Here is a 21,466-nt window from a genome sequence, read left to right on the forward strand (position 1 = left end):
AATGACAGGGCTGTGTACTAAGGCTTATTTTTGCGTAAGCCTAACACAAAATGGCTTACGCTACGTAGTGTATACCGTTCAGGGTAAAGTGTACGTTAGCGCTCGGAAATAAACACCGTCATAGATTAACACAGCGTTGTTTTGTTATTTTGATAGAGAAATAGGCATGTGGAAGGAGAAATAGGATGGCAAAAAAAGCATTTCAACTGACCTTGCAGCATAAGGTGTTATGGGTAGCAGCAGACGGTTTATGGACGCTTAGCACGGCGCAAGACTACGTAAAAACGTTCCGCGAATTAGTTTCGCCTATCATGCACGAGCCTTGGGCCATTGTGTTAGATATTCGCGGTTGGCAAGTCAGCCCCGCAGAGGTGTTTGCATTATTGGTAGAGAATACGCATTGGAGTTATCAACATAACTTGCATCACGTTGAAACCATATGCGCTGACAATGCCATGGTGATGTGGCAGTTTGCAAAAGCAACATTGGCAGAGAAGCCAGCGCATTTAGTCAGCCAAATTGCATTGGATGAATTTTCGGCCAAGCAGTCGTTGATCACAGCAGGGTACATTCAAGCAAATAGCTTGGTTTGAAAACACGTAATCGAGGAAATGCTGGGATGGTCTACAATTAAACTGGCAAACGAGTAAGCTTTTCGTTACAGCAAGGGCTGCTAAAACAGTTAGTTTTACTGCGTTTTGCCAGTAATGCGGTTTAATTAACCGCGTGGTAATTGAATTTTTTTATCTTCGGTTTGCCGGAATAACACCAAGGTTTTGCCGATAACTTGGACTTTTTGCGCCTTAGTTTCGCGAATAATGGCATCCATTATTAACACTTTCTGCTCGCGATCTTCACCCGGCACTTTAATTTTTATTAATTCGTGATGATTTAGCGCGTTTTCAATTTCGGCCACTACGCCTTCCGTCAGGCCATTGCCGCCCAATAAAATGACGGGTTTTAAATCATGGGCTTTGCTTTTTAAAAATTGTTTTTGTTTATTGGTGAGACTCATAAGGTTAGAATATCCGTAGAAAAGCTTGAATTATGCCTATTGTAGCGCCATCTACAGCATAAGACTATTTAAGAGTAGTAACATGACCAAGAAAAAACGCTCAGCCAGCTCTACCCGTTGGTTAAAAGAGCATTTTGATGACCAATTTGTGCAAAAAGCCCAGAAATTGGGGTTACGCTCGCGTGCCTCATTTAAGCTGGAAGAAATTCAGCAACAAGATAAACTGTTAAAACCGGGCATGAATGTCGTTGACTTAGGTTCTGCACCAGGCAGTTGGTCGCAGTATGTCGCCGGCGTGGTCGGTCAGCAGGGTACGGTAGTGGCTTGTGATATTTTACCCATGGATCCGTTAGCGGGCGTCGCTTTTTTACAAGGCGATTTTCGAGAAGAGGCAGTATTAGCGGCATTACTGAGCCGAATCGGCGGTAAGAACGTAGATGTGGTACTATCTGATATGGCACCGAATATGAGTGGTAATGATACAACCGATCAAGCCCGTTCTATGTACTTGGTAGAATTAGCCTTGGAAATGTGTCATAACGTGTTAAAGCAAAATGGCAGTTTCGTGGTCAAAGTATTTCAAGGCGATGGTTTTGAGCAGTACCTGAAAGACGTGAGAGCTGTTTTTAGTACGGTTAAAATTCGTAAGCCTGATTCGTCACGTGCCCGTTCACGTGAGACATATATCGTGGCTACCGGCTTCAAACTTTAGTAAAGTAGGCCGTAATTAATGATTTCTAGAGTAAAGATGAGGTTATCACCTTGAGCGACATGGCAAAAAATCTGATTGTCTGGTTAGTAATCGCTGTTGTACTGATGTCAGTATTTAACAGTTTTGGGCCGAGTGAAAACACTGACCGCCAGACTAGCTACACCCAGTTTGTAAAAGAAGTTAATCAGGGGCTGATCCGCGAAGTGAAAATTGAGCGTTCAGGCGTGATTACGGGCGTTAAGCGCAGCGGTGAGCGTTTTGAAACCGTGTTGCCAGTGAATGATCCTAAATTAATGGATGATTTAATCACGGCTGACGTTCGCGTGCTGGGTGCTAAACCTGAAGAAAGTAGCTGGTTAGCTACCATCTTCATTTCATGGTTCCCAATGTTACTGCTAATTGGTGTATGGATTTTCTTTATGCGCCAAATGCAAGGTGGTGGCGGTAAAGGAGCCATGTCTTTTGGTAAAAGCAAAGCGCGCTTAATGGGTGAAGATCAGATCAAAACTACTTTTGCTGATGTTGCCGGGTGTGATGAAGCAAAAGAAGAAGTATCTGAACTAGTGGATTACTTAAAAGAGCCTTCACGCTTCCAGAAATTGGGCGGTAAGATCCCTAAAGGGATCTTGATGGTTGGCCCACCAGGTACCGGTAAAACGTTATTGGCAAAAGCCATTGCGGGTGAAGCTAAAGTTCCGTTCTTTACCATTTCAGGCTCTGATTTCGTAGAAATGTTTGTTGGTGTGGGTGCGTCGCGCGTTCGAGATATGTTTGAACAAGCGAAAAAAGCGGCGCCCTGTATTATCTTCATCGACGAAATTGACGCTGTAGGTCGTCAACGCGGCGCCGGTTTAGGCGGTGGTCACGATGAACGTGAGCAAACCTTAAACCAAATGCTGGTTGAAATGGACGGTTTTGATGGTAACGAAGGCATCATTATTATTGCCGCTACCAACCGTCCTGACGTATTAGATGCGGCGTTATTGCGTCCTGGTCGTTTTGACCGTCAAGTTGTTGTCGGCTTGCCAGATGTACGGGGTCGTGAACAAATTTTAAAAGTGCACATGCGCAAAGTGCCAATGGCAGATGATGTAAAAGCCAGTGTCATTGCACGAGGCACACCGGGTTTCTCAGGTGCAGATTTAGCCAACTTGGTAAATGAAGCCGCGCTGTTTGCTGCACGTGGTAACCGCCGTGTGGTGAGCATGGAAGAGTTTGAGCGTGCGAAAGACAAAATTATGATGGGTGCTGAACGTCGTTCTATGGTCATGACCGATGCAGAGAAAGAGATGACGGCGTATCATGAAGCGGGCCATGCCATTATTGGTTGTTTAGTGCCAGAGCATGATCCGGTACACAAAGTTACTATTATTCCTCGTGGTCGTGCTCTAGGTGTTACGTTCTTCCTGCCTGAGCAAGATGCAATCAGTGTAAGCCGTCGTAAATTAGAAAGTAAAATTTCGGTTGCTTACGGTGGCCGTTTGGCGGAAGAAGTCATTTACGGTACTGATGCTGTGTCAACTGGTGCATCGCAAGATATTAAATACGCTACTTCTATTGCCCGTAACATGGTTACGCAATGGGGCTTCTCTGAGAAATTAGGGCCATTGCTTTATGCAGAAGAAGAAGGTGAAGTGTTCTTAGGTCGTAGCATGGCGAAAGCCAAGAATATGTCAGATGAAACAGCGTCTATTATTGATAGCGAAATTAAAGCCATTATCGATCGTAACTATGATCGGGCGAAGCGTCTGTTAGACGAAAACATGGACATTTTACATGCCATGAAAGATGCTTTAATGCTTTACGAGACAATTGATTCACGCCAAATCAAAGAGCTGATGGATCGTAAGCCAGTAAGCCAACCAGAAAACTGGGAACCTCGTGATAAAGGTTCAAAGGGCGACGGTGGCGATGACGCCAAAGCTGAAAAAGCAGCTCCTACGGCAACAGACAAGCCGTCAGAAAGCACAGCTGTTTAAGCATGCTGGCAGTAATCTAAGATATTGCTATAATCACAACCCCGGGCTTGCCCGGGGTTTTTATTATAAAAGCAGGTTGGGCTTGTTGCACCATAGCATGTTGGCAATAAGCGTATATTAGTCCAATCAAAGCCAAATGAGATCCTTATGCAATTACAGTTACCACGGCAGCGAGTATTGTCGCTGTCGCGTCCTCAGGTTATGGGTATTTTAAATGTAACGCCTGATTCTTTCTCGGATGGCGGTAAGCATCGTGCTTTAGATCAGGCATTATTTGCCGCTGAGCAAATGTTGCGTGATGGTGCCACTATTCTAGATATTGGTGGTGAATCAACACGGCCAGGTGCGGCAGAGGTCACAACAGAAGAGGAATTGGTGCGGGTGGTACCCTTAATAACCGCTATTAGGGCGCGTTTTGATTGCGTTATTTCTATTGATACCAGTAAAGCGGCTGTTATGTCAGCAGCGGTTCAGGCCGGTGCTGATATCATTAATGATGTAAGAGCATTACAAGCGCCTAATGCCTTATCGGTTGCCGCGTCGCTTGGCGTTCCAGTCTGTATTATGCATATGCAAGGCGCACCACGTACTATGCAACAGGCGCCACAATATAACGATGTGGTGGCAGAGGTTTACCAGTTTTTAATCGAACGGGCCATGCAATGCCAGCAAGCGGGTATTGCTGTCCAGCAAATCATTCTCGATCCGGGGTTTGGTTTTGGCAAAAGCGTGGCACACAATTATCAATTATTAAACGCATTACCCCAGTTTGTGCAAAGTGGTTATGCGGTATTGGCGGGAATGTCGCGTAAATCGATGATTGGTCAACTGTTAGACATACCCGTATCAGATCGGTTGTCGGGCAGTCTTGCGTGCGCAACCTTAGCAGCTTATGCTGGGGCGCAAATTATTCGAGTGCATGATGTTAAAGAAAGTGTTCAGGCCGTGCGGATTGCCGCTGCGGCGCGCTATGGAGTGTAAGGGATGAGCAGAAAATATTTTGGTACTGATGGTGTTCGTGGTCGGGTTGGCGAATTCCCCATTACCCCTGAATTTGCGATGAAATTAGGATGGGCTGCAGGTCGTGTCTTATCGCAGCGCGGTACACGTAAGGTATTAATAGGTAAAGATACACGTATTTCTGGCTATTTATTAGAAACCGCACTAGAAGCGGGGTTGATTGCTGCGGGCATCGATGTTCGCCTATTAGGCCCCATGCCAACACCGGCCGTAGCATATTTAACGCGTACCTTCCGAGCCGAAGCTGGTATTGTGATTAGCGCCTCTCATAATCCGTATTATGATAATGGCATTAAATTTTTCTCAGCCGACGGCACCAAGTTACCAGACGATATTGAGCTGGCAATTGAGCATGAGCTGGAACAGCCTATGGTGTGCGAGTCGTCAGAGAAGTTAGGTAAAGCGGTGCGGATTAACGATGCGGCTGGCCGCTATATCGAATTTTGCAAAAGCCATTTAAGTAATAATTTATCACTAAGTGGTTTGAAAATTGTAATCGACTGTGCCCATGGTGCCACCTATCATATTGCTCCTGCGGTATTTAAAGAGTTAGGTGCAAATGTTATCACCATTGGCTGTCAACCCGATGGTTTGAATATCAATGATAAATGCGGTGCTACCCATACCGATTTATTAAAAGCCACGGTATTAGAGTTACAGGCGGATTTGGGGATTGCATACGATGGTGATGGCGATCGTGTAATGATGGTCGATCAGCATGGTCGGGTTCTCGATGGCGATGAAATTGTTTATATTATCGCGCGTGCTGCCAAAGAAGCCGGCACCTTGCAAGGTGGCGTAGTGGGGACCTTAATGAGCAATATGGGTCTTGAGTTGGCCTTAGGCAAGCTTGATATTCCTTTTGCTCGCAGTAAAGTGGGCGATCGTTACGTTATGGAATTGCTACGCGAATACAATTGGCGTATTGGTGGTGAGAATTCGGGTCATGTGCTCAACTTAGATTACACTTGTACTGGTGATGGTATTATTGCTTCCTTACAAGTGCTCACGGCGATGTTATCCAGTGGTAAGAGTTTGGCTGATTTATGCAGCGATATGCATAAATTACCGCAAGTACTGGTAAACGTTAAATTTGCTAAGGGTAGTGCACCATTAGAAAAGTTGAATGTACAGCAAAGCATTAGTGAAGTGGAAGCCGCTTTAGCGGGTAAAGGCCGTGTGCTGATCCGCAAATCAGGTACTGAGCCGTTAATTCGCGTAATGGTGGAAGGTGAAGACGAGGCGGAAGTGCGTGCCTACGCCGAGAAAATTGCTGCTGCAGTAAAAATTGCCAGCTAAGCACAGGTGTTTCTACTAAGCCTATAATCATCGTCAACGAATAGCTAAAATGCCCGGTAAAACGGGCTTTTTAGTTAAAAAATGTGCAACTAACAGCCCGTGATTGCGAAAAGCTTGTTCTCTGCAGTAAGCTTGGTTACTATCAGCGCGGATGAGCAAAGGACAAAGCCGAATGTCGCGTAATTACTTGATTGCCGCAAATTGGAAAATGAACGGTTCCAACGCTTTAGTTAAGTCGATGTGTGCCGAGTTAACGCCTGTTTTAAGCCAATTATCACCTGAGATTGCGGTGTTAATTTGTCCTCCTGCAACCTTGTTAACTGCCTTTACAGGGGTAAACGCCTTGGCTATTGGTGGGCAAGATGTGAGTGCTGAGGGAGCAGGGGCTTATACCGGTCAGCTAAGTGCAGCCTTGTTGCTAGAAGCCGGAGCAACCTACGCCATAGTGGGGCATTCTGAGCGTCGTCAGTATCAAGGCGAAACCGATGAGCTTGTCGCGGCTAAAGTTGCACAAGCAATTGCCGCGGGCTTAACTCCCGTGCTTTGTGTTGGTGAAACGCTAGCAGAGCGGCAGCAAGAAAAAACACAACAGGTTATTGCGAAACAATTAATGGCGGTGTATGCTTCGCACCCCGAATTGCTGGTGAAATCAGTGATTGCTTATGAGCCAATTTGGGCCATAGGAACGGGATTATCGGCGACACCAGAACAAGCCCAGGAAACGCATGCGTTTATCCGGGATACGCTAGCGCAGCTTAATCAAGATGCGGCTGAGCAAGTAAGAATTTTATATGGCGGCAGTGTTAATGCAGAGAATTGCTCAGCACTTTTTACACAGCCAGACATAGATGGCGCTTTAGTGGGCGGTGCTAGCTTAAAGCCAGACGAGTTTGCTAAAATTTGCCTTAGTATTAAGATTGGCGCAAAGGAATAAACATGTACGAAATATTTGTTGTATTTTATTTATTGGTTTCTATCGCGCTGATTGTTTTAGTGTTAATCCAGCACGGTAAAGGTGCAAGCATGGGTGCCGCATTTGGCGCTGGTGCGTCTGGTACTGTATTTGGTTCAAGTGGTACAGGTAATTTTTTAACAAAAACAACCACCATTTTAGCTATTTTGTTTTTCATTTTAAGCATTGCCTTGGGTAACCTTACGGCAAAACAAAGCAAGCCTGATGATGGTTCAGATTTCTTTCAAACGGTTCCAGCGTTATCTGAACAGGCTCCGGCTAAAAAAGATGAAAAAAACGATATTCCAGTAGGAAACTAAGCTTTACACGCCGAGGTGGTGAAATTGGTAGACACGCTATCTTGAGGGGGTAGTGTCTTCGGACGTGCGGGTTCAAGTCCCGCTCTCGGCACCAAATAAAGCAAGCTGCGGCTTGCGCTATCAGAATAGGCACTATATAATGTGCGCCAGTTACGGACGCGGGATGGAGCAGCCTGGTAGCTCGTCGGGCTCATAACCCGAAGGTCGTCGGTTCAAATCCGGCTCCCGCAACCAAATTTGAAATGGTTTGTTATGGTGAATAAGCCCTAGGGCTCCTCTCTACAACCACAGGGCGAAGGTGTTAAATCCGGCTCCCGCAACCAAATCAACAACCATTATGCATTGGCGATATGTGTAATGATTAGATGTACTTCGCCCCGCTTGTTCGGGGCGTTTTCGCATCTAGAGTCCGTGTTTTATGCAGTAATGGGCGCTTCGCCCATTTTTTATTTGTGTTTCGGAGGTCTTTTTTGGCTAGACAAGAACAGCAACTAACCGAGCTGCTGACACCGACTGTGGAAGCAGCCGGTTATCAATTGTGGGGTATTGAGTTGGTCCGTGCTGGCCGCCATACCACCCTGCGAATTTTTATCGATAAGGCAGACGGCATCACGGTAGATGATTGCGCGTTAATCAGTCGTGAAGTCAGCGCTTTGCTGGATGTTGAAGATCCTATCCCTAATGAATACACCTTAGAGGTGTCTTCACCTGGTATGGATCGCCCGTTATTTACCGAAGCACAATTTACCCAATATGTTGGTCAAAAAATCGAAGTGAAACTTACCGTTCCGCAAGATGGCCGGCGCAAATTTAAAGGATTACTGACGTCGTTTGATGGCGACATGTTAGTAATTGAAGTGGATGGCAAACCCTGTAGTTTGCTTTTCGATAATATTGATAAAGCAAACGTGGTGCCCGTTTTTTAAGGTAACCAGGTAGCGACAGAGTGAGGCATATACAATGGCAAAAGAAATACTATTAGTTGTTGATGCAGTTTCGAATGAAAAATCTGTTCCTCGGGAAAAAATTTTCCAGGCATTAGAATTTGCATTAGCGGCCGCCACAAAAAAGAAAAATGAAGGCGATATCGAAGTTCGGGTAACGATTGATCGTAAAACCGGTTCATACGAAACATTCCGCCGTTGGGAAGTCATTGCTGATGATGCATTGATGGAACACCCGTACCGCGAAATGACCTTGTCAGCAGCGCAGTACGATGAGCCTTCTATTAAATTGGGTGATTATGTAGAAGAACAGATTGATTCTGTAGAATTCGATCGTATTACCACCCAAATGGCTAAACAAGTTATCGTGCAAAAAGTACGCGAAGCTGAACGCTCACAAGTGGTTGAAGCCTATATTGATCAAGTAGGTGAATTAGTCACTGGCGTGGTGAAAAAAGTCAATCGTGAAAGCATCATCGTTGATTTAGGGAACAATGCTGAAGCCATGTTGCCGCGCGAAGAGATGTTACCACGCGAAACTTATCGCCCAGGCGATCGTATTCGTGGCTTACTGTTTGATGTGAAACCTGAAGCGCGTGGCGCACAATTATTTTTAAGCCGGGCCAAGCCAGAGATGTTGCTGGAATTGTTCCGAATTGAAGTGCCAGAAATTGGCGAAGAAATGATCGAGCTGCGTGGTGCGGCACGGGATCCAGGTTCACGTGCCAAAATTGCTGTTAAAAGCAATGATCGTCGCATCGATCCGGTTGGTGCTTGTGTTGGTATGCGTGGTTCTCGCGTACAAGCCGTGTCGAACGAGTTAGGTGGCGAGCGAGTTGATATCGTGTTGTATGATGATAATGATGCGCAATTTGTCATTAACGCCATGGCGCCGGCTGAAGTTGCCTCTATTATTGTGGATGAAGATACTCATTCAATGGATATCGCCGTAGAAGATTCTAACTTAGCGATGGCCATTGGTCGTAATGGTCAAAACGTTCGTTTAGCTAGCCAATTAACGGGCTGGGAACTAAACGTGATGTCTGTATCCAATATGAAAAAGAAACATCAGGAAGAAACCGAGAAAGTGCGTCAAGTCTTTATGGATGCCCTGGAAATCGATGAAGATTTCGCTGATGTATTAGTAGAAGAAGGTTTCTCGACCTTAGAAGAAATTGCTTATGTTCCTGTAAGTGAACTGCTTTCAATTGATGGCTTAGATGAAGCCACTGTCGAAATTTTACGTGGTCGTGCAAAAGATGTCTTAACTACTCGGGCGTTAGCCAGTGAAGAATCGCTGGAAGATGCTAAGCCAACTGAACAATTGTTGGCATTAGAAGGTTTAGACACGCACACCGCTTATGTGATTGCCAGCAAAGGGGTAACCACCCTGGATGACTTGGCCGAATTAGGTGTAGATGATTTGTTAGAAATTGCCCAAATGACCGAAGATAAAGCGGCTGAGCTGATTATGGCTGCACGTAATATTGTTTGGTTTAATGAAAGTAACTAAGTAGTCAACGGAGGTAACAACACAAATGGCAGAAGTCACCATAGAGAAATTGGCCAGTGATGTCGGTACAACTGTTGATCGGTTAGTGCAACAATTTGCTGATGCAGGTATTACCAAGGCACAAGGCCAATCGGTAACCGAAGAAGAGAAAAAAACGCTGCTGGATCATTTAAGTAAGCAGCACGGCGGTAAGGCTAACGAGCCTGCTAAATTAACCTTGGTTCGCAAAGAAAAAACTACCTTGAGTGTTGCGGGTGGTGCTGGGCGTAATCGTGAAATTCAGGTTGAAGTGCGCAAGCAAAAAACCTTTATTAAAAAGCCTATGCTAGACGACGCCGCGTTAAAAGCGCAGGAAGAAGCGCGTTTAGCGGAAGAGAAAGCAAAAGCCCAAGCCGAAGCGGCCCGCTTAGAAGCCGAGCGCCAAGCGCGTGAAGCCGCGCAACTGAAAGCGAAAGAAGACGCTGAGCGTAAAGCGGCTGAAGCAAAAAAGCGCGATGAACAAAAGAGTGCGCAATTAGCTAAAGACGATCCGGAAGAAGCGGCGCGTCGTGCGGCAAAAGAAGAAGCACGCAAAGAAGCTGATCGTATTCGCCAACAGCAAGAAGCTGAAGCCTTACGTAAGCTTGAAGAAGAAGCTCGCAAACAGGCAGAAGAAGCTCGCCGGTTAGCGGAAGAAAATGGTGAGCGTTGGGCGCAGGAAGAAAAAGTTAAGCCTGCCGATACTGACGATTACCACTTGACCAGCAACCAGTTCGCTAAGCAGGCTGAAGACGAAGTCGACGCCAAAGAAGAACGTGCAGGTCGTCGTGGTGTCGGTAAAAAAGCGCCTGTTGCCAAAGGCAAGAAAACTAAAGACGATGTGAACGATAAAGAAGCCTTTAATCGTGCTAATCGTCATGCCAAGAAAAAGAAAACGCCAACCAGTATGCAGCATGGCTTTAACAAGCCTGCACAACCAGTAGAGCGTGAAGTTAAAATTGGTGAAACCATCACTGTGGCTGAATTAGCCGCCAAAATGGCTGTTAAAGCCTCTGAAGTGATTAAAGTGATGATGAAGATGGGGGCTATGGCCACCATCAACCAAGTTATTGATCAAGAAACTGCTGCTATCGTTTGTGAGGAAATGGGGCATAAATTTACCCTGACCAAAGAAAACGAGTTAGAAGAAGCCGTAATGTCTGACCGTGAAGGTCAAGGTGAGCTAGAGTCTCGCGCACCGGTCGTGACGGTAATGGGTCACGTTGACCATGGTAAAACGTCATTACTTGACTACATTCGTAAAGCGAAAGTGGCGGACGGCGAAGCCGGTGGTATTACGCAGCATATCGGTGCCTACCATGTAGAAACCGAGCGCGGTATGGTGACCTTCTTAGATACGCCAGGTCACGCAGCGTTTACGTCAATGCGGGCTCGTGGTGCGAAGGCAACCGATATCGTTATTTTGGTGGTTGCGGCGGATGATGGTGTGATGCCACAAACTAAAGAAGCCATTCAACATGCGAAAGCTGGTAATGTGCCATTAGTGGTTGCGGTAAATAAAATTGATAAGCCGTCGGCTGATCCGGATCGTGTGCGTAATGAATTATCGCAGTACGATGTTATTTCGGAAGAGTGGGGCGGTGATACCCAGTTTGTGCCAGTATCGGCCAAAACCGGGCAAGGTATTGACGATTTATTAGAAGCCATCTTAAACCAAGCCGAATTGTTAGAATTAAAAGCGGTTCATCAAGGTTTAGGCCGTGGTGTGGTGATCGAGTCACGCTTAGATAAAGGCCGTGGTCCCGTTGCGTCTATCCTGGTACAAGAAGGTACGTTAAAGCAGGGCGACATTGTACTTTGTGGCTTTGAATACGGCCGTGTCCGGGCAATGCGCGATGAGAACGGCAAAGAAGTGAAATCGGCTGGCCCATCTATTCCGGTAGAAATCTTAGGCTTGTCGGGTGTACCACAAGCGGGTGACGAAGTGACAGTGGTCAAAGATGAGCGTAAGGCCCGTGAAGTTGCGCTGTATCGTCAAGGTAAATTCCGTGATGTTAAATTGGCCCGTCAGCAGAAATCGAAACTAGAAAACATGTTCGCAAACATGGCTGAAGGTGACGTGTCTGAACTGAATATCGTGTTAAAAGCCGACGTACAAGGTTCGGTAGAAGCGATTACGGAGTCGTTGATGAAACTGTCAACGGATGAAGTAAAAGTGAAGATTGTTGGCTCAGGTGTCGGTGGTATTACTGAAACTGACGTGACCCTAGCGACAGCCTCTTCGGCAATCGTCATCGGCTTTAACGTACGTGCTGATGGCACGGCACGTAAATTAGTTGAAGATGAAGGCTTAGACTTACGTTATTACAGCATCATTTATGAGCTGTTAGACGAAGTTCGTGCGGCCATGACCGGTATGTTAGCGCCTGAGTTTAAACAACAGATCATTGGTTTGGCTCAGGTACGTGATGTGTTCCGTTCACCGAAGTTTGGCGCAATTGCTGGCTGTATGGTGACTGAAGGTATCATCAAACGTAATGCCCCTATCCGCGTATTGCGTGATAACGTGGTGATTTACGAAGGTGAGCTGGAATCACTGCGTCGCTTTAAAGATGACGTGAGCGAAGTACGTAATGGCTTTGAGTGTGGTATCGGCGTGAAGAACTACAACGATGTGCGCGAAGGCGATCAGATTGAAGTATTCGAAACCATCCAGGTTGAGCGTACGCTATAATTACTGATGTAACACATTAATTTATCAGGGGCACATGTTGCCCCTGTTGTGTTTATACTCTTCGTCTTTCAAGCTGCACGGGTGTTGGCTACGCTCGTGAACCCTAGTCACTTAGTACTGCTAAGCTCATAGGGCCTCACAATCGAAGCCGCCTAGGTGCAACGTGAAATCCATTGAGTAAATACTCTTGGTCTTTCAAGCTGTTCTTTAACAGCAAAGATTACGAGTAGACATGCAAAAAACTAGGATTGACAAAGTATGGCTAAAGAATTTTCCCGGGTTGACCGGCTTTCACAACAAGTGAAAAAAGAAATGGCGGTGATTTTGCAGCGCGAGATAAAAGATCCTCGCTTGCACACCATGATTACGGTATCAGATGTTGAAGTATCACGCGATTTATCACACGCTAAGGTATTTGTGACCTTTTTAGGTATGGATAACGCTAAAGTTGAAGATAACTTAAAGATTTTAAACGATGCGGCAGGTTATGTGCGTAGCTTAATTGGTAAGCGGATCCAAACCCGCATTGTGCCACATATCCGCTTTGCCTTTGACGAATCGTTAAACGAAGGGATCCGTATGGCCAGCTTGGTAGAAACAGTGCGCCGTGATGACGAGCGTCGTCGTAAAGAAGCTGGACAAGAAACCGATCGGCCAGAAAAAGGTGGAGAAGAGGAATAATGCGCGCCCGTAAAAACGCGCGGCAAGTGCATGGTATTTTGCTGCTGGATAAACCGTTAGAGGTTAGCAGCAACGGTATTTTGCAGCGCGTGCGTTGGTTGTATCAAGCCGCAAAAGCGGGGCATACTGGGGCATTGGATCCAATGGCATCGGGCTTACTGCCCATTTGTTTTGGTGAGGCAACCAAATTTAGTCAATTTTTGCTAGATACCGACAAAACATATCGAGTTACCGCTAAGTTTGGTGTGCGCACGAGTACCAGTGATGCGGAAGGTGAGGTGATTAGCGAAAAGCCTGTTAGCTTTAGTGATGTCGAACTGGAGCAGGCGATGCAGGCGTTGCGGGGCGATATCTTGCAAGTGCCTACCATGTTCTCAGCACTAAAGTATCAGGGACAGCCGTTATACAAATATGCGCGCCAAGGTATCGAAGTGCCGCGTGAAGCCAGGCCTATTAGTATTTTTCGCTTTGAGCTGATATCGCGTCAGCACGACAGTGCCGACTTTATTGTGCATTGTTCTAAAGGCACCTATATCCGCACCTTGATTGATGATCTGGGTGAAGCCTTAGGTTGCGGTGCTCATGTGGCCAAATTGCATCGTACCCACGTAGGGCCTTTTAAAGCCGAACAAATGATCACGCCCGCCCAGTTAGAAGCATTAAATAGTGAGGCAAACTGGTCAGCGCTTGACGCTTTATTGCTGCCTATGGATGCCGGCTTAGTGGGTCTGCCAAGTCTTACCTTGGATGCCCAACAGCAAAAACACATTATGCATGGTCAATCGTGTAACGTAAATTTGCCGGATACAGCGAGTGTAAAATTGTACAGCGAAACGGCTCAATTGCTAGGGATTGGTGAAGTAATTAGCGGAGAGCTCCAAAGTCGCCGACTGGTTAATCTAGAACTGCTCAGTGCGTTTGAGTAGTTTAATCTGCTTGTATAAATAGCGTGTGGCAGGTAAAATATGCGCTGTTTTGCTGCCGCTGGATGAGTGATCGGCGGAAAGCGTATCTTAGTTCACTCACATTTGGAGAAATATCATGGCTTTAAACGCTGCTGATAAGGCTAAAATTGTTGTTGATTTTGCTGTTAAGCAAGGCGACACCGGTTCACCAGAAGTTCAAGTTGCATTGTTAACTGCTTCTATCAACCACTTGCAAGGTCACTTTGCAGAACACAAGCACGATTTCCACTCTCGTCGTGGCTTACTGCGCATGGTTAGCCAGCGTCGTAAATTGTTAGATTATTTAAAAGGCAAAGATCAGACTCGCTACGCGACGCTGATTGAGCGTTTAGGTTTACGTCGCTAAGACGGAACAAAAAAAGAGGCTTTCGAGCCTCTTTTTTTATGGGTTTTTACCGACAATTTCCTATAGTAATTTTTTTATGGCTGAGCCACGGAACTATCTTTTGTTCTAGGTTACAGAGTATACTGTTATCGTAAATAAAACAGAGTAAGACATCGCAATTCGGCGATTAAAGCAAAGGAACATACCACGTGACTCCCATCGTAAAATCATTCCAGTTCGGCCAACACACTTTAACCTTAGAAACCGGCGTAATCGCCCGTCAGGCAGATGCCGCAGTGCTGGCAAGCCTGGGAGATACCTCCGTTTTAGTAACTGTTGTTGGTAAAAAAGAAGCTAAGCCTGGTCAAGACTTCTTTCCATTAACCGTAAATTACCAGGAAAAAATGTATGCCGCTGGCCGTATTCCGGGCGGTTTTTTTAAGCGTGAAGGCCGTCCAAGCGAAGGCGAAACCTTAACTTCGCGTTTAATTGACAGACCTATTCGTCCGTTGTTCCCAGAAGGTTTCAATAACGAAGTTCAGGTTATTGCGACTGTGGTCTCTGTACAACCTGAAATCCAGCCAGACATCGTTGCCTTAATCGGTACTTCTGCCGCCTTAGCCTTATCAGGTATTCCATTCGCGGGTCCTATCGGTGCCGCCCGTGTTGGTTATATCAATAACCAATACGTATTAAACCCATCAGAAGACGAGCTGAAAACCTCTAAGTTAGACTTAGTGGTTGCCGGTACTGCCGGTGCGGTATTAATGGTGGAATCAGAAGCCAGCATCCTGTCAGAAGATGTGATGCTAGGTGCGGTTATGTATGGTCATGAGCAAATGCAAATTGCTATTAATGCCATCAATGAATTTGCTGCTGAAGGCGGCAAGCCTAAGTGGAACTGGCAAGCGCCTGCCAAGAACGAGCCATTAATTGCTAAAATTGATGAGCTGGCTCGCGGCCAATTAGGCGAAGCTTACCAGATCACTGAAAAAGCTAAGCGCTATGAGCGTATTGCTGAAATCAAAGCGGCTTTAGTTGAAAAGTTGACTGCTGAGCTGGCTGAAGGCGAAGAGTTAAACAAAAACGAAGTAGGCGAGATTTTCCACGATTTAGAATCAAAAGTAGTGCGTGGCCGTATCACCAAAGGTGAGCCGCGTATTGATGGCCGCGATCCAGAAATGATCCGTGGTTTAAGCGTGATGACGGGCGTATTACCACGTACTCACGGTTCTGCATTATTTACCCGTGGTGAAACTCAGGCGCTGGTAACAGCAACCTTGGGTACAGCCCGTGATGCCCAAAACATCGATGATTTGTTAAGTGCTAAAACCGATACCTTTATGCTGCATTATAACTTCCCTCCATACTGTGTGGGCGAGACTGGCATGGTAGGTTCACCGAAGCGTCGCGAAATCGGCCATGGCCGTTTAGCTAAGCGTGGTGTGTTAGCGGTAATGCCAGATTTTAATGATTTCCCATACACTGTTCGTATCGTGTCTGAAATCACCGAATCTAACGGTTCAAGCTCTATGGCTTCTGTGTGTGGTTCTTCATTAGCCCTGATGGATGCGGGTGTACCTATCAAAGCCTCTGTAGCGGGTATCGCTATGGGCTTGGTGAAAGAAGGCGATGACTTCGTTGTTCTGTCAGATATCTTAGGTGACGAAGATCACTTAGGGGATATGGACTTTAAAGTAGCCGGTACTACCGAAGGTATTACTGCACTGCAAATGGACATTAAGATCGACGGTATTACCCAAGAAATCATGCAAATTGCGCTTAAGCAAGCTAAAGCGGCACGTTTGCATATTCTGAACGTAATGGATCAGGCGATCAGCGGTCACCGTGAAGAAATGTCTGAATACGCGCCACGTATTTACACCATGAAGATTAACCCGGAGAAAATCCGTGAAGTTATCGGTAAAGGTGGTGCGGTAATTCGTCAAATCACTGAAGAATCAGGTACCACTATTGAGCTGGAAGATGACGGCAGTATCAAAATTGCTGCAACGACCGCCAAAGCCGCGCAAATTGCTATCGACAAGATCAATGCGATTACTGCAGAGATTGAAGTTGGTACTATTTACCAAGGTGAAGTGGTACGTATCGTTGATTTCGGTGCTTTCGTTAACGTCTTACCAGGCAAAGATGGTTTAGTACACATTTCACAAATCTCTGATGAGCGTGTGCAAAATGTTAGCGAGCATTTGCAAGTCGGTCAGAAAGTTGCTGTTAAGGTACTAGAAGTTGATAAACAAGGCCGCGTGCGTCTGAGTATCAAAGAAGCCGTTGCTAAACCTGCTGCAGAAGCGGCTACAGAAGTATAATAGTGACGAAAACGCTACTTAAACTCGCCCTGGTAACAGGGTTAGTCACGCTAACAGGTTGCGCCCAGCAACCTGTTAGTATGCAAGAGGCTTGGTTAACCCCTGAGCCTTTGCAAGTGCCTTACCGGAATGAATTAGCGATAGCGCGCCTAAGCGAAATTTTGCAGCGTGCTGAGTTAACGGAAGCACAAAGTGCCCAATTGTTTTATGATCGTGGCGTGATGTACGATAGCGTTGGCTTACGTTCATTAGCGCGCTTAGATTTTATGCGGGCGTTGCGGTTAAAACCCGATATGCCAGACGCGTATAATTTTCTAGGCATTCATTACACCTTAGTCGGCAATTTCGACCAAGCGTACGAGGCCTTTGATTCTGCCTTAGAATTAGCTCCTGATTATGATTACGCGTATTTAAACCGCGCCATTGCGTTTTATTACGCTGGCCGTTTTGATTTAGCGCAGCCTGATTTTGAGCAGTTCTTACAGCTAAAGCCTAACGATCCTTATCGAGTTTTATGGCGGTACATTGGCTTTTCAGCCGTAGCGCCAGACACGGCTAAGTTGGCGTTAAATACCCATCTGTTGGCGCTAGCGCCGGATGATTGGGCTACTAATCTTGTTCGTTTCTATGCCGGTGAACTGTCTGAGCAAGCGCTGTTAACCTCTATTTTGACCGAGTTAACAGGGCCCAAGCAATTAGCAGAACGCTTATGTGAGGCCTATTTCTATTTGGCTAAATGGCATCAAGCAAAAGGTAACCAAGCGCAAGCGTTAGTTTACTATCATAAAACATTGGCGACCAATGTGTATGAATTTGTTGAGCATCGTTATGCACGGATGGAAATCGCTAAACTGCGCGGCGAAGAAGTTAGTAATGAAGCGCCAGAGTTTAATTAAGTTAGTCACTAGTCTTAAAAAAAGCCGGCTTGCTGGCTTTTTTCTTTTGGGGCTGCTGTTGGGATGTCAACCAACGGCGCTGCAGGAAGAACAGCAGCTTATGCTGGCCGCTAAAACAGACGCTATAGCAGCAAAACGCTTGGCACGGCAACGTTTAGCAAGCAATGAATTACCTGCCGCTTTAGCATGGTGGCGCCAAGCCGCACGTTTAGGTGCACAAGATGCGCTAGAACACGCCATAAGGTTACAGATCCGTTTAGAAGGCAAGCTGGCTACTGCACATTGGCTCACTCAGCAGCCACACTTACCAACCCTTAATAATCCGGCTATATTGGCTGAGCTTGGAATATGGTCAAAAAACGTCCCCCAAACCGATGTGGCAGCTTGGCAGCACACTGCAGGCTGCGCCCTGACGTTGCAACCTGTTGTAAGCCACGCACAAGGTGAGCGTACCTGGCAGGCATTACTTAATGCGTGGCAACACGATCCACAATTAGCGCAGTTACCCGTGTGTTTTAAGCCTTTATTGCGCGTTAACAGTACTGAATTAAACTGCAGTGAGCAGCTTGGTCAGCGTATTACATGTAATTATGCCGTATTGGCGCCGAGGGTGGCACAGGGTGATTTTCAGCAATTACTGGTTATGGCTGGGCGTGGTGTGGCCAGTTATAACAATGGTATTGTACAATTGCCTGAAGAGGCAAGCTTAGGCTTATTACGGCATGAGTTTATGCATATTGCTGGGTTTTTAGATGAATACGCATTAGCGCCCATCATTGCTAAAACGCTATGTCAGCCGGGGCGTATGGCGCCGAATTTATTAGTAGGCAATGACAGTAAGGTGGTAGCACGCTATGCTAAGCGTTATGGTGTAGCTCAGACAAGTTTGCAACTTACTCCTGTAGACACCTGTAACGCCGTTGGTTTACAAGCATATCGCCCGATTGCCGTTATAACACCGATGCGCCATCTTGACGCGCCCATGCCCGCGCTTTACCAGCAGTTATTGCTAAAGGCGCTTGCCACTCCACAGCAGCTGATGCCGGTACAATATTATTTTGCGTATTTAGCGCGACAAGAACAAGCGTGGCAAAATTGGCAGCACTTTATGCAAGGTGCTGCCGCGTTTGGTTATCCAGCCGCAATTTCGGCGTTAGCGGTTGAGGTAGGGGAATAATCAACGGGTTAGAGATTGATTAACTCGTCTAACTCGCGGTTTAACAGCGCGGGATCGCCTAAGTTTAGCTCAAGTAATCGACGTAAATGACTAATACTGTCGATATCAATTTTGTCGCAATGTAAGCCTAAAACGTCGGCATGTTGATGCGCAATACTGACTTGCATGGTTATGGTTTCCTCACTCTCACTTAAGTGTAAGCTTAGTAACAGTGGGCTGGTACCCGTACTCACGGTTTCAGCCGGTTTTTTTATCAAGGCGCCTTTAAGGGAAAGATCGATGACCTCAGTGGCATAGCGATGTCCATCACTGACCAGCTCTGCCTGACTAAAAAAACGTACACGTTTAAAATGTCTTTGTTCCATAATCCCTCCACTGAATTGCAATAAGCTTAGCAAGGGCTGCAGCACAAGCATATAGGTGCAGCATAAATATGTTAGCTCCCGCTGAATGTGAAGGTACAAAAGAACAGCGTAACATGGTGCTAAGCGATGCTACGAAGCTGAAATGGTAACATTTAGAAAGGCAAGATGTTGTCTTGGCTCACGTTAGATACCAACAGGTACATAACGTGAGCCAAAACTGTAGGGCTTTTATTCGCTTAGCTAATATCTTCACCTGCTGCTTGGCGATCAGCATGGTAGCTGGAGCGCACAAAAGGCCCACAGGCTGCATGCTTAAAGCCAATTTCATTAGCATAGGCTTTGATTTCATCAAATTCAGCGGGTGGCATAAAACGTCTTACGGGCAAGTGATGCTTACTGGGTTGTAAGTATTGACCAACGGTTAGCATATCGACATTATGCTCGCGTAAATCGCGTAGCACCTCTAACAGCTCGTCTGTGGTTTCGCCTAAGCCAACCATTAAACCCGATTTAGTCGAAACGTTCGGGTGAGCTTCTTTAAAGCGTTTTAATAGTTGTAATGACCATTTGTAATCGGCACCCGGCCGCGCCAGTTTGTAAAGGCGAGGAGCCGTTTCTAGGTTATGGTTAAACACATCTGGTGGGCTTTTACTTAAAATGTCTAACGCAACGTCCATGCGGCCACGGAAGTCGGGGACTAATACTTCAATTTTAATGTCAGGGCTGTATTTGCGAATCGCCGTAATACAATCAGCAAAGTGTTGTGCGCCGCCATCACGTAAATCATCACGATCGACCGAGGTGATCACCACGTATTTTAATTTCATATCGCGAATGGTCAGTGCCAATTTTTCAGGCTCTTCTGCGCTTGGCGGTAAGGGTCTGCCATGCGCAACGTCGCAAAATGGGCAACGACGCGTACAGATGGCGCCCAGAATCATAAAGGTTGCGGTGCCATGGTTAAAACATTCAGATAAGTTAGGGCATGAGGCTTCTTCACACACCGAATGTAAGCCATGTTTGCGCAGGGCGCCTTTAATTTCGTCGATGCGCTCGGTGCTTTTAGGCAGTTTTATCTTTAGCCATGCCGGTTTGCGTAGCAGTTCATCGCGTTCAGTGGGTAATACTTTTACGGGGATTAATGCCATTTTTTCGGCATCGCGCAGTTTTACACCGGGCTCCATACGTGCTGTTTTTGTCATATCAGTTATTTAACCCCGTTTTAAACACTGGCTCGCTGATGGCCAGCTGTTGTTGAAATAATGCAGCCAGTTGGGTACTGGCTTCGGAAATCGTTACGGGCCCGCCTAAATCAGCACTTTTTACCATTTGCATACCAGCGTATCCACAAGGATTAATTTGGCTAAAAGGGCTAAGATCCATATCAACATTTAAGGCTAAGCCATGAAAACTACAGCCCTTACGGATCCTTAAGCCTAAAGACGCAATTTTCGCACCGTTAACATATACGCCGGGTGCATCACTTTTGGCTTCAGCCTTAATGCCGTAGTGGCTTAAAAGCGTGATGAGAATATGCTCAAGTAACGTAACTAATTGTCGCACGCCCAGATTACGACGTTTGATATCGAGTAATACATAGGCGACTAATTGGCCTGGCCCATGATAGGTGACTTGGCCACCGCGATCGACTTGAACTACGGGGATATCGCCGGCAAACAACAGATGTTCTGCTTTTCCCGCTTGTCCTTGGGTAAAAACGGGATGATGCTCAAGCAACCAGATCTCATCTGGCGTGTCGCTGTTGCGCTGATCGGTGAAATGTTGCATGGCTTGCCAGATCTGCGTGTAATCTTGTAAACCAAGCTGACGGATCACAAGTTGCTGAGTAATAGACACGGCATACTCCGTAAATAAACTGCTGGTATTATAATGCGAACAGGCATGAATACGAAGTAGCATGCCACAGGTTAACGTTATAACACGTAACGAACCAGTTCAATTTTGCCAAGCTCGGTGTACAGTAATTCTATATGTTCTTTACTGGTAACGGTCACTTTAATGGAAACTGAATGATAATTTCCCTTGGCGCTTGGCTTTACTTGTGGGCTGTAATCCGTTGCCTGAGTATGTTGTTGGATCACCGTCATCACGTCGTCGACCAGTCGTGCTTCTGCTAACCCTAATACTTTAAAGTTAAACTGGCAGGGAAATTCTAAGTATTCATCAAATTTGGTGTTTTTAACTTCAGTAACCATCGTCTTATCTCTGTGTCATTTACACGGGTATTCTAACAAAAAAT

General features: G+C 46.1%; 21 protein-coding genes and 2 tRNA genes. 18 read left to right on the forward strand and 5 right to left on the reverse strand.

Annotated elements, in window-relative coordinates; translation table 11 throughout:
- Positions 1-185 precede the first annotated feature (185 nt).
- Positions 186-593 (forward strand): hypothetical protein, encoded by a 408-nt coding sequence (locus tag IE070_RS03670; RefSeq protein ID WP_189480570.1) that lies wholly within the window; start codon positions 186-188, stop codon positions 591-593.
- A 125-nt stretch (positions 594-718) separates the two neighbouring features.
- Here the strand turns inward: IE070_RS03670 and yhbY are convergent, their stop codons facing one another.
- The gene (gene yhbY / locus IE070_RS03675; RefSeq protein WP_189480572.1) at positions 719-1,015 is read right to left on the reverse strand and encodes a ribosome assembly RNA-binding protein YhbY; all 297 of its coding nucleotides are present in this window, start codon (positions 1,013-1,015) and stop codon (positions 719-721) included.
- Between the two features lie 82 nt (positions 1,016-1,097).
- Here yhbY and rlmE point away from each other — a divergent pair, with 82 nt between their 5' ends.
- The 17 genes from rlmE to IE070_RS03760 all read left to right on the forward strand — a co-directional run bounded on the left by rlmE (position 1,098) and on the right by IE070_RS03760 (position 18,841).
- The gene (rlmE, locus tag IE070_RS03680; protein WP_189480574.1) at positions 1,098-1,727 is read left to right on the forward strand and encodes a 23S rRNA (uridine(2552)-2'-O)-methyltransferase RlmE; all 630 of its coding nucleotides are present in this window, start codon (positions 1,098-1,100) and stop codon (positions 1,725-1,727) included.
- Positions 1,728-1,777: 50 nt separating this feature from the next.
- Positions 1,778-3,706 (forward strand): ATP-dependent zinc metalloprotease FtsH, encoded by a 1,929-nt coding sequence (ftsH, locus tag IE070_RS03685; protein ID WP_373296895.1) that lies wholly within the window; start codon positions 1,778-1,780, stop codon positions 3,704-3,706.
- Between the two features lie 147 nt (positions 3,707-3,853).
- Entirely contained in the window at positions 3,854-4,687 is an 834-nt protein-coding gene (gene folP / locus IE070_RS03690) for a dihydropteroate synthase (protein ID WP_189480578.1), read from the forward strand.
- A gap of 3 nt (positions 4,688-4,690) precedes the next feature.
- On the forward strand, positions 4,691-6,025 hold the full coding sequence (gene glmM / locus IE070_RS03695) for a phosphoglucosamine mutase (protein WP_189480580.1): 1,335 nt from the start codon (positions 4,691-4,693) through the stop codon (positions 6,023-6,025).
- 172 nt (positions 6,026-6,197) lie between these two features.
- The gene (gene tpiA / locus IE070_RS03700; RefSeq protein WP_189480582.1) at positions 6,198-6,959 is read left to right on the forward strand and encodes a triose-phosphate isomerase; all 762 of its coding nucleotides are present in this window, start codon (positions 6,198-6,200) and stop codon (positions 6,957-6,959) included.
- Between the two features lie 2 nt (positions 6,960-6,961).
- Positions 6,962-7,297: a preprotein translocase subunit SecG gene (gene secG, locus IE070_RS03705; protein WP_189480584.1), complete on the forward strand. Its 336-nt coding sequence runs from the start codon at positions 6,962-6,964 to the stop codon at positions 7,295-7,297.
- 9 nt (positions 7,298-7,306) lie between these two features.
- A tRNA-Leu gene (locus tag IE070_RS03710) sits at positions 7,307-7,391 on the forward strand.
- A 63-nt stretch (positions 7,392-7,454) separates the two neighbouring features.
- Positions 7,455-7,531: transfer RNA gene (locus IE070_RS03715), tRNA-Met, on the forward strand.
- 236 nt (positions 7,532-7,767) lie between these two features.
- Positions 7,768-8,223, forward strand: a complete 456-nt coding sequence (rimP, locus tag IE070_RS03720) for a ribosome maturation factor RimP (RefSeq protein ID WP_189480586.1) — start codon at positions 7,768-7,770, stop codon at positions 8,221-8,223.
- A gap of 34 nt (positions 8,224-8,257) precedes the next feature.
- The gene (gene nusA / locus IE070_RS03725) at positions 8,258-9,754 is read left to right on the forward strand and encodes a transcription termination factor NusA (RefSeq protein ID WP_189480588.1); all 1,497 of its coding nucleotides are present in this window, start codon (positions 8,258-8,260) and stop codon (positions 9,752-9,754) included.
- A 25-nt stretch (positions 9,755-9,779) separates the two neighbouring features.
- A complete protein-coding gene (gene infB / locus IE070_RS03730; RefSeq protein WP_189480590.1) occupies positions 9,780-12,467 on the forward strand; it encodes a translation initiation factor IF-2 in 2,688 nt (895 codons plus the stop codon).
- Between the two features lie 258 nt (positions 12,468-12,725).
- Positions 12,726-13,148 (forward strand): 30S ribosome-binding factor RbfA, encoded by a 423-nt coding sequence (gene rbfA / locus IE070_RS03735; RefSeq protein WP_189480592.1) that lies wholly within the window; start codon positions 12,726-12,728, stop codon positions 13,146-13,148.
- On the forward strand, positions 13,148-14,074 hold the full coding sequence (gene truB, locus IE070_RS03740) for a tRNA pseudouridine(55) synthase TruB (protein WP_189480594.1): 927 nt from the start codon (positions 13,148-13,150) through the stop codon (positions 14,072-14,074). Before rbfA ends, truB begins: the two co-directional genes overlap by 1 nt.
- A gap of 115 nt (positions 14,075-14,189) precedes the next feature.
- Positions 14,190-14,459 (forward strand): 30S ribosomal protein S15, encoded by a 270-nt coding sequence (rpsO, locus tag IE070_RS03745; RefSeq protein ID WP_189480597.1) that lies wholly within the window; start codon positions 14,190-14,192, stop codon positions 14,457-14,459.
- A gap of 188 nt (positions 14,460-14,647) precedes the next feature.
- Positions 14,648-16,768, forward strand: a complete 2,121-nt coding sequence (pnp, locus tag IE070_RS03750) for a polyribonucleotide nucleotidyltransferase (RefSeq protein ID WP_189480600.1) — start codon at positions 14,648-14,650, stop codon at positions 16,766-16,768.
- 2 nt (positions 16,769-16,770) lie between these two features.
- A complete protein-coding gene (gene nlpI / locus IE070_RS03755; protein WP_189480602.1) occupies positions 16,771-17,664 on the forward strand; it encodes a lipoprotein NlpI in 894 nt (297 codons plus the stop codon).
- Positions 17,642-18,841 carry a hypothetical protein gene (locus IE070_RS03760; RefSeq protein WP_189480604.1) on the forward strand — a complete coding sequence of 400 codons (1,200 nt, stop codon included), beginning with the start codon at positions 17,642-17,644 and terminating at the stop codon, positions 18,839-18,841. The genes nlpI and IE070_RS03760 overlap by 23 nt, the downstream gene beginning before the upstream one ends.
- Before the next feature lie 8 nt (positions 18,842-18,849).
- On the opposite strand, the gene IE070_RS03765 is transcribed toward IE070_RS03760, so the two are convergent.
- The 4 genes from IE070_RS03765 to ybeD form a co-directional block, all read right to left on the reverse strand.
- Positions 18,850-19,206: a PilZ domain-containing protein gene (locus IE070_RS03765; RefSeq protein ID WP_189480606.1), complete on the reverse strand. Its 357-nt coding sequence runs from the start codon at positions 19,204-19,206 to the stop codon at positions 18,850-18,852.
- Between the two features lie 236 nt (positions 19,207-19,442).
- Positions 19,443-20,408, reverse strand: coding sequence for a lipoyl synthase (gene lipA, locus IE070_RS03770; protein WP_189480607.1), 966 nt, complete (start codon positions 20,406-20,408; stop codon positions 19,443-19,445).
- A 1-nt stretch (position 20,409) separates the two neighbouring features.
- Complete coding sequence (gene lipB / locus IE070_RS03775) at positions 20,410-21,063, reverse strand: lipoyl(octanoyl) transferase LipB (RefSeq protein ID WP_268247340.1); 654 nt, start codon at positions 21,061-21,063, stop codon at positions 20,410-20,412.
- Positions 21,064-21,140: 77 nt separating this feature from the next.
- Positions 21,141-21,422: a DUF493 family protein YbeD gene (gene ybeD, locus IE070_RS03780; protein ID WP_189480611.1), complete on the reverse strand. Its 282-nt coding sequence runs from the start codon at positions 21,420-21,422 to the stop codon at positions 21,141-21,143.
- Positions 21,423-21,466 lie beyond the last annotated feature (44 nt).

The sequence above is a fragment of the Alishewanella tabrizica genome, from assembly GCF_014652375.1.
Taxonomy (GTDB): Bacteria; Pseudomonadota; Gammaproteobacteria; order Enterobacterales; family Alteromonadaceae; genus Alishewanella; species Alishewanella tabrizica.

Coding starts and splice junctions, on each gene's coding strand:
- IE070_RS03670 (WP_189480570.1), top strand. CDS start 186: ATGGCAAAAAAAGCATTTCAACTGACCTTGCAGCATAAGGTGTTATGG.
- yhbY (WP_189480572.1), bottom strand. CDS start 1,015: ATGAGTCTCACCAATAAACAAAAACAATTTTTAAAAAGCAAAGCCCAT.
- rlmE (WP_189480574.1), top strand. CDS start 1,098: ATGACCAAGAAAAAACGCTCAGCCAGCTCTACCCGTTGGTTAAAAGAG.
- folP (WP_189480578.1), top strand. CDS start 3,854: ATGCAATTACAGTTACCACGGCAGCGAGTATTGTCGCTGTCGCGTCCT.
- glmM (WP_189480580.1), top strand. CDS start 4,691: ATGAGCAGAAAATATTTTGGTACTGATGGTGTTCGTGGTCGGGTTGGC.
- tpiA (WP_189480582.1), top strand. CDS start 6,198: ATGTCGCGTAATTACTTGATTGCCGCAAATTGGAAAATGAACGGTTCC.
- secG (WP_189480584.1), top strand. CDS start 6,962: ATGTACGAAATATTTGTTGTATTTTATTTATTGGTTTCTATCGCGCTG.
- nusA (WP_189480588.1), top strand. CDS start 8,258: ATGGCAAAAGAAATACTATTAGTTGTTGATGCAGTTTCGAATGAAAAA.
- infB (WP_189480590.1), top strand. CDS start 9,780: ATGGCAGAAGTCACCATAGAGAAATTGGCCAGTGATGTCGGTACAACT.
- rbfA (WP_189480592.1), top strand. CDS start 12,726: ATGGCTAAAGAATTTTCCCGGGTTGACCGGCTTTCACAACAAGTGAAA.
- truB (WP_189480594.1), top strand. CDS start 13,148: ATGCGCGCCCGTAAAAACGCGCGGCAAGTGCATGGTATTTTGCTGCTG.
- rpsO (WP_189480597.1), top strand. CDS start 14,190: ATGGCTTTAAACGCTGCTGATAAGGCTAAAATTGTTGTTGATTTTGCT.
- IE070_RS03760 (WP_189480604.1), top strand. CDS start 17,642: ATGAAGCGCCAGAGTTTAATTAAGTTAGTCACTAGTCTTAAAAAAAGC.
- IE070_RS03765 (WP_189480606.1), bottom strand. CDS start 19,206: ATGGAACAAAGACATTTTAAACGTGTACGTTTTTTTAGTCAGGCAGAG.
- lipA (WP_189480607.1), bottom strand. CDS start 20,408: ATGACAAAAACAGCACGTATGGAGCCCGGTGTAAAACTGCGCGATGCC.
- ybeD (WP_189480611.1), bottom strand. CDS start 21,422: ATGGTTACTGAAGTTAAAAACACCAAATTTGATGAATACTTAGAATTT.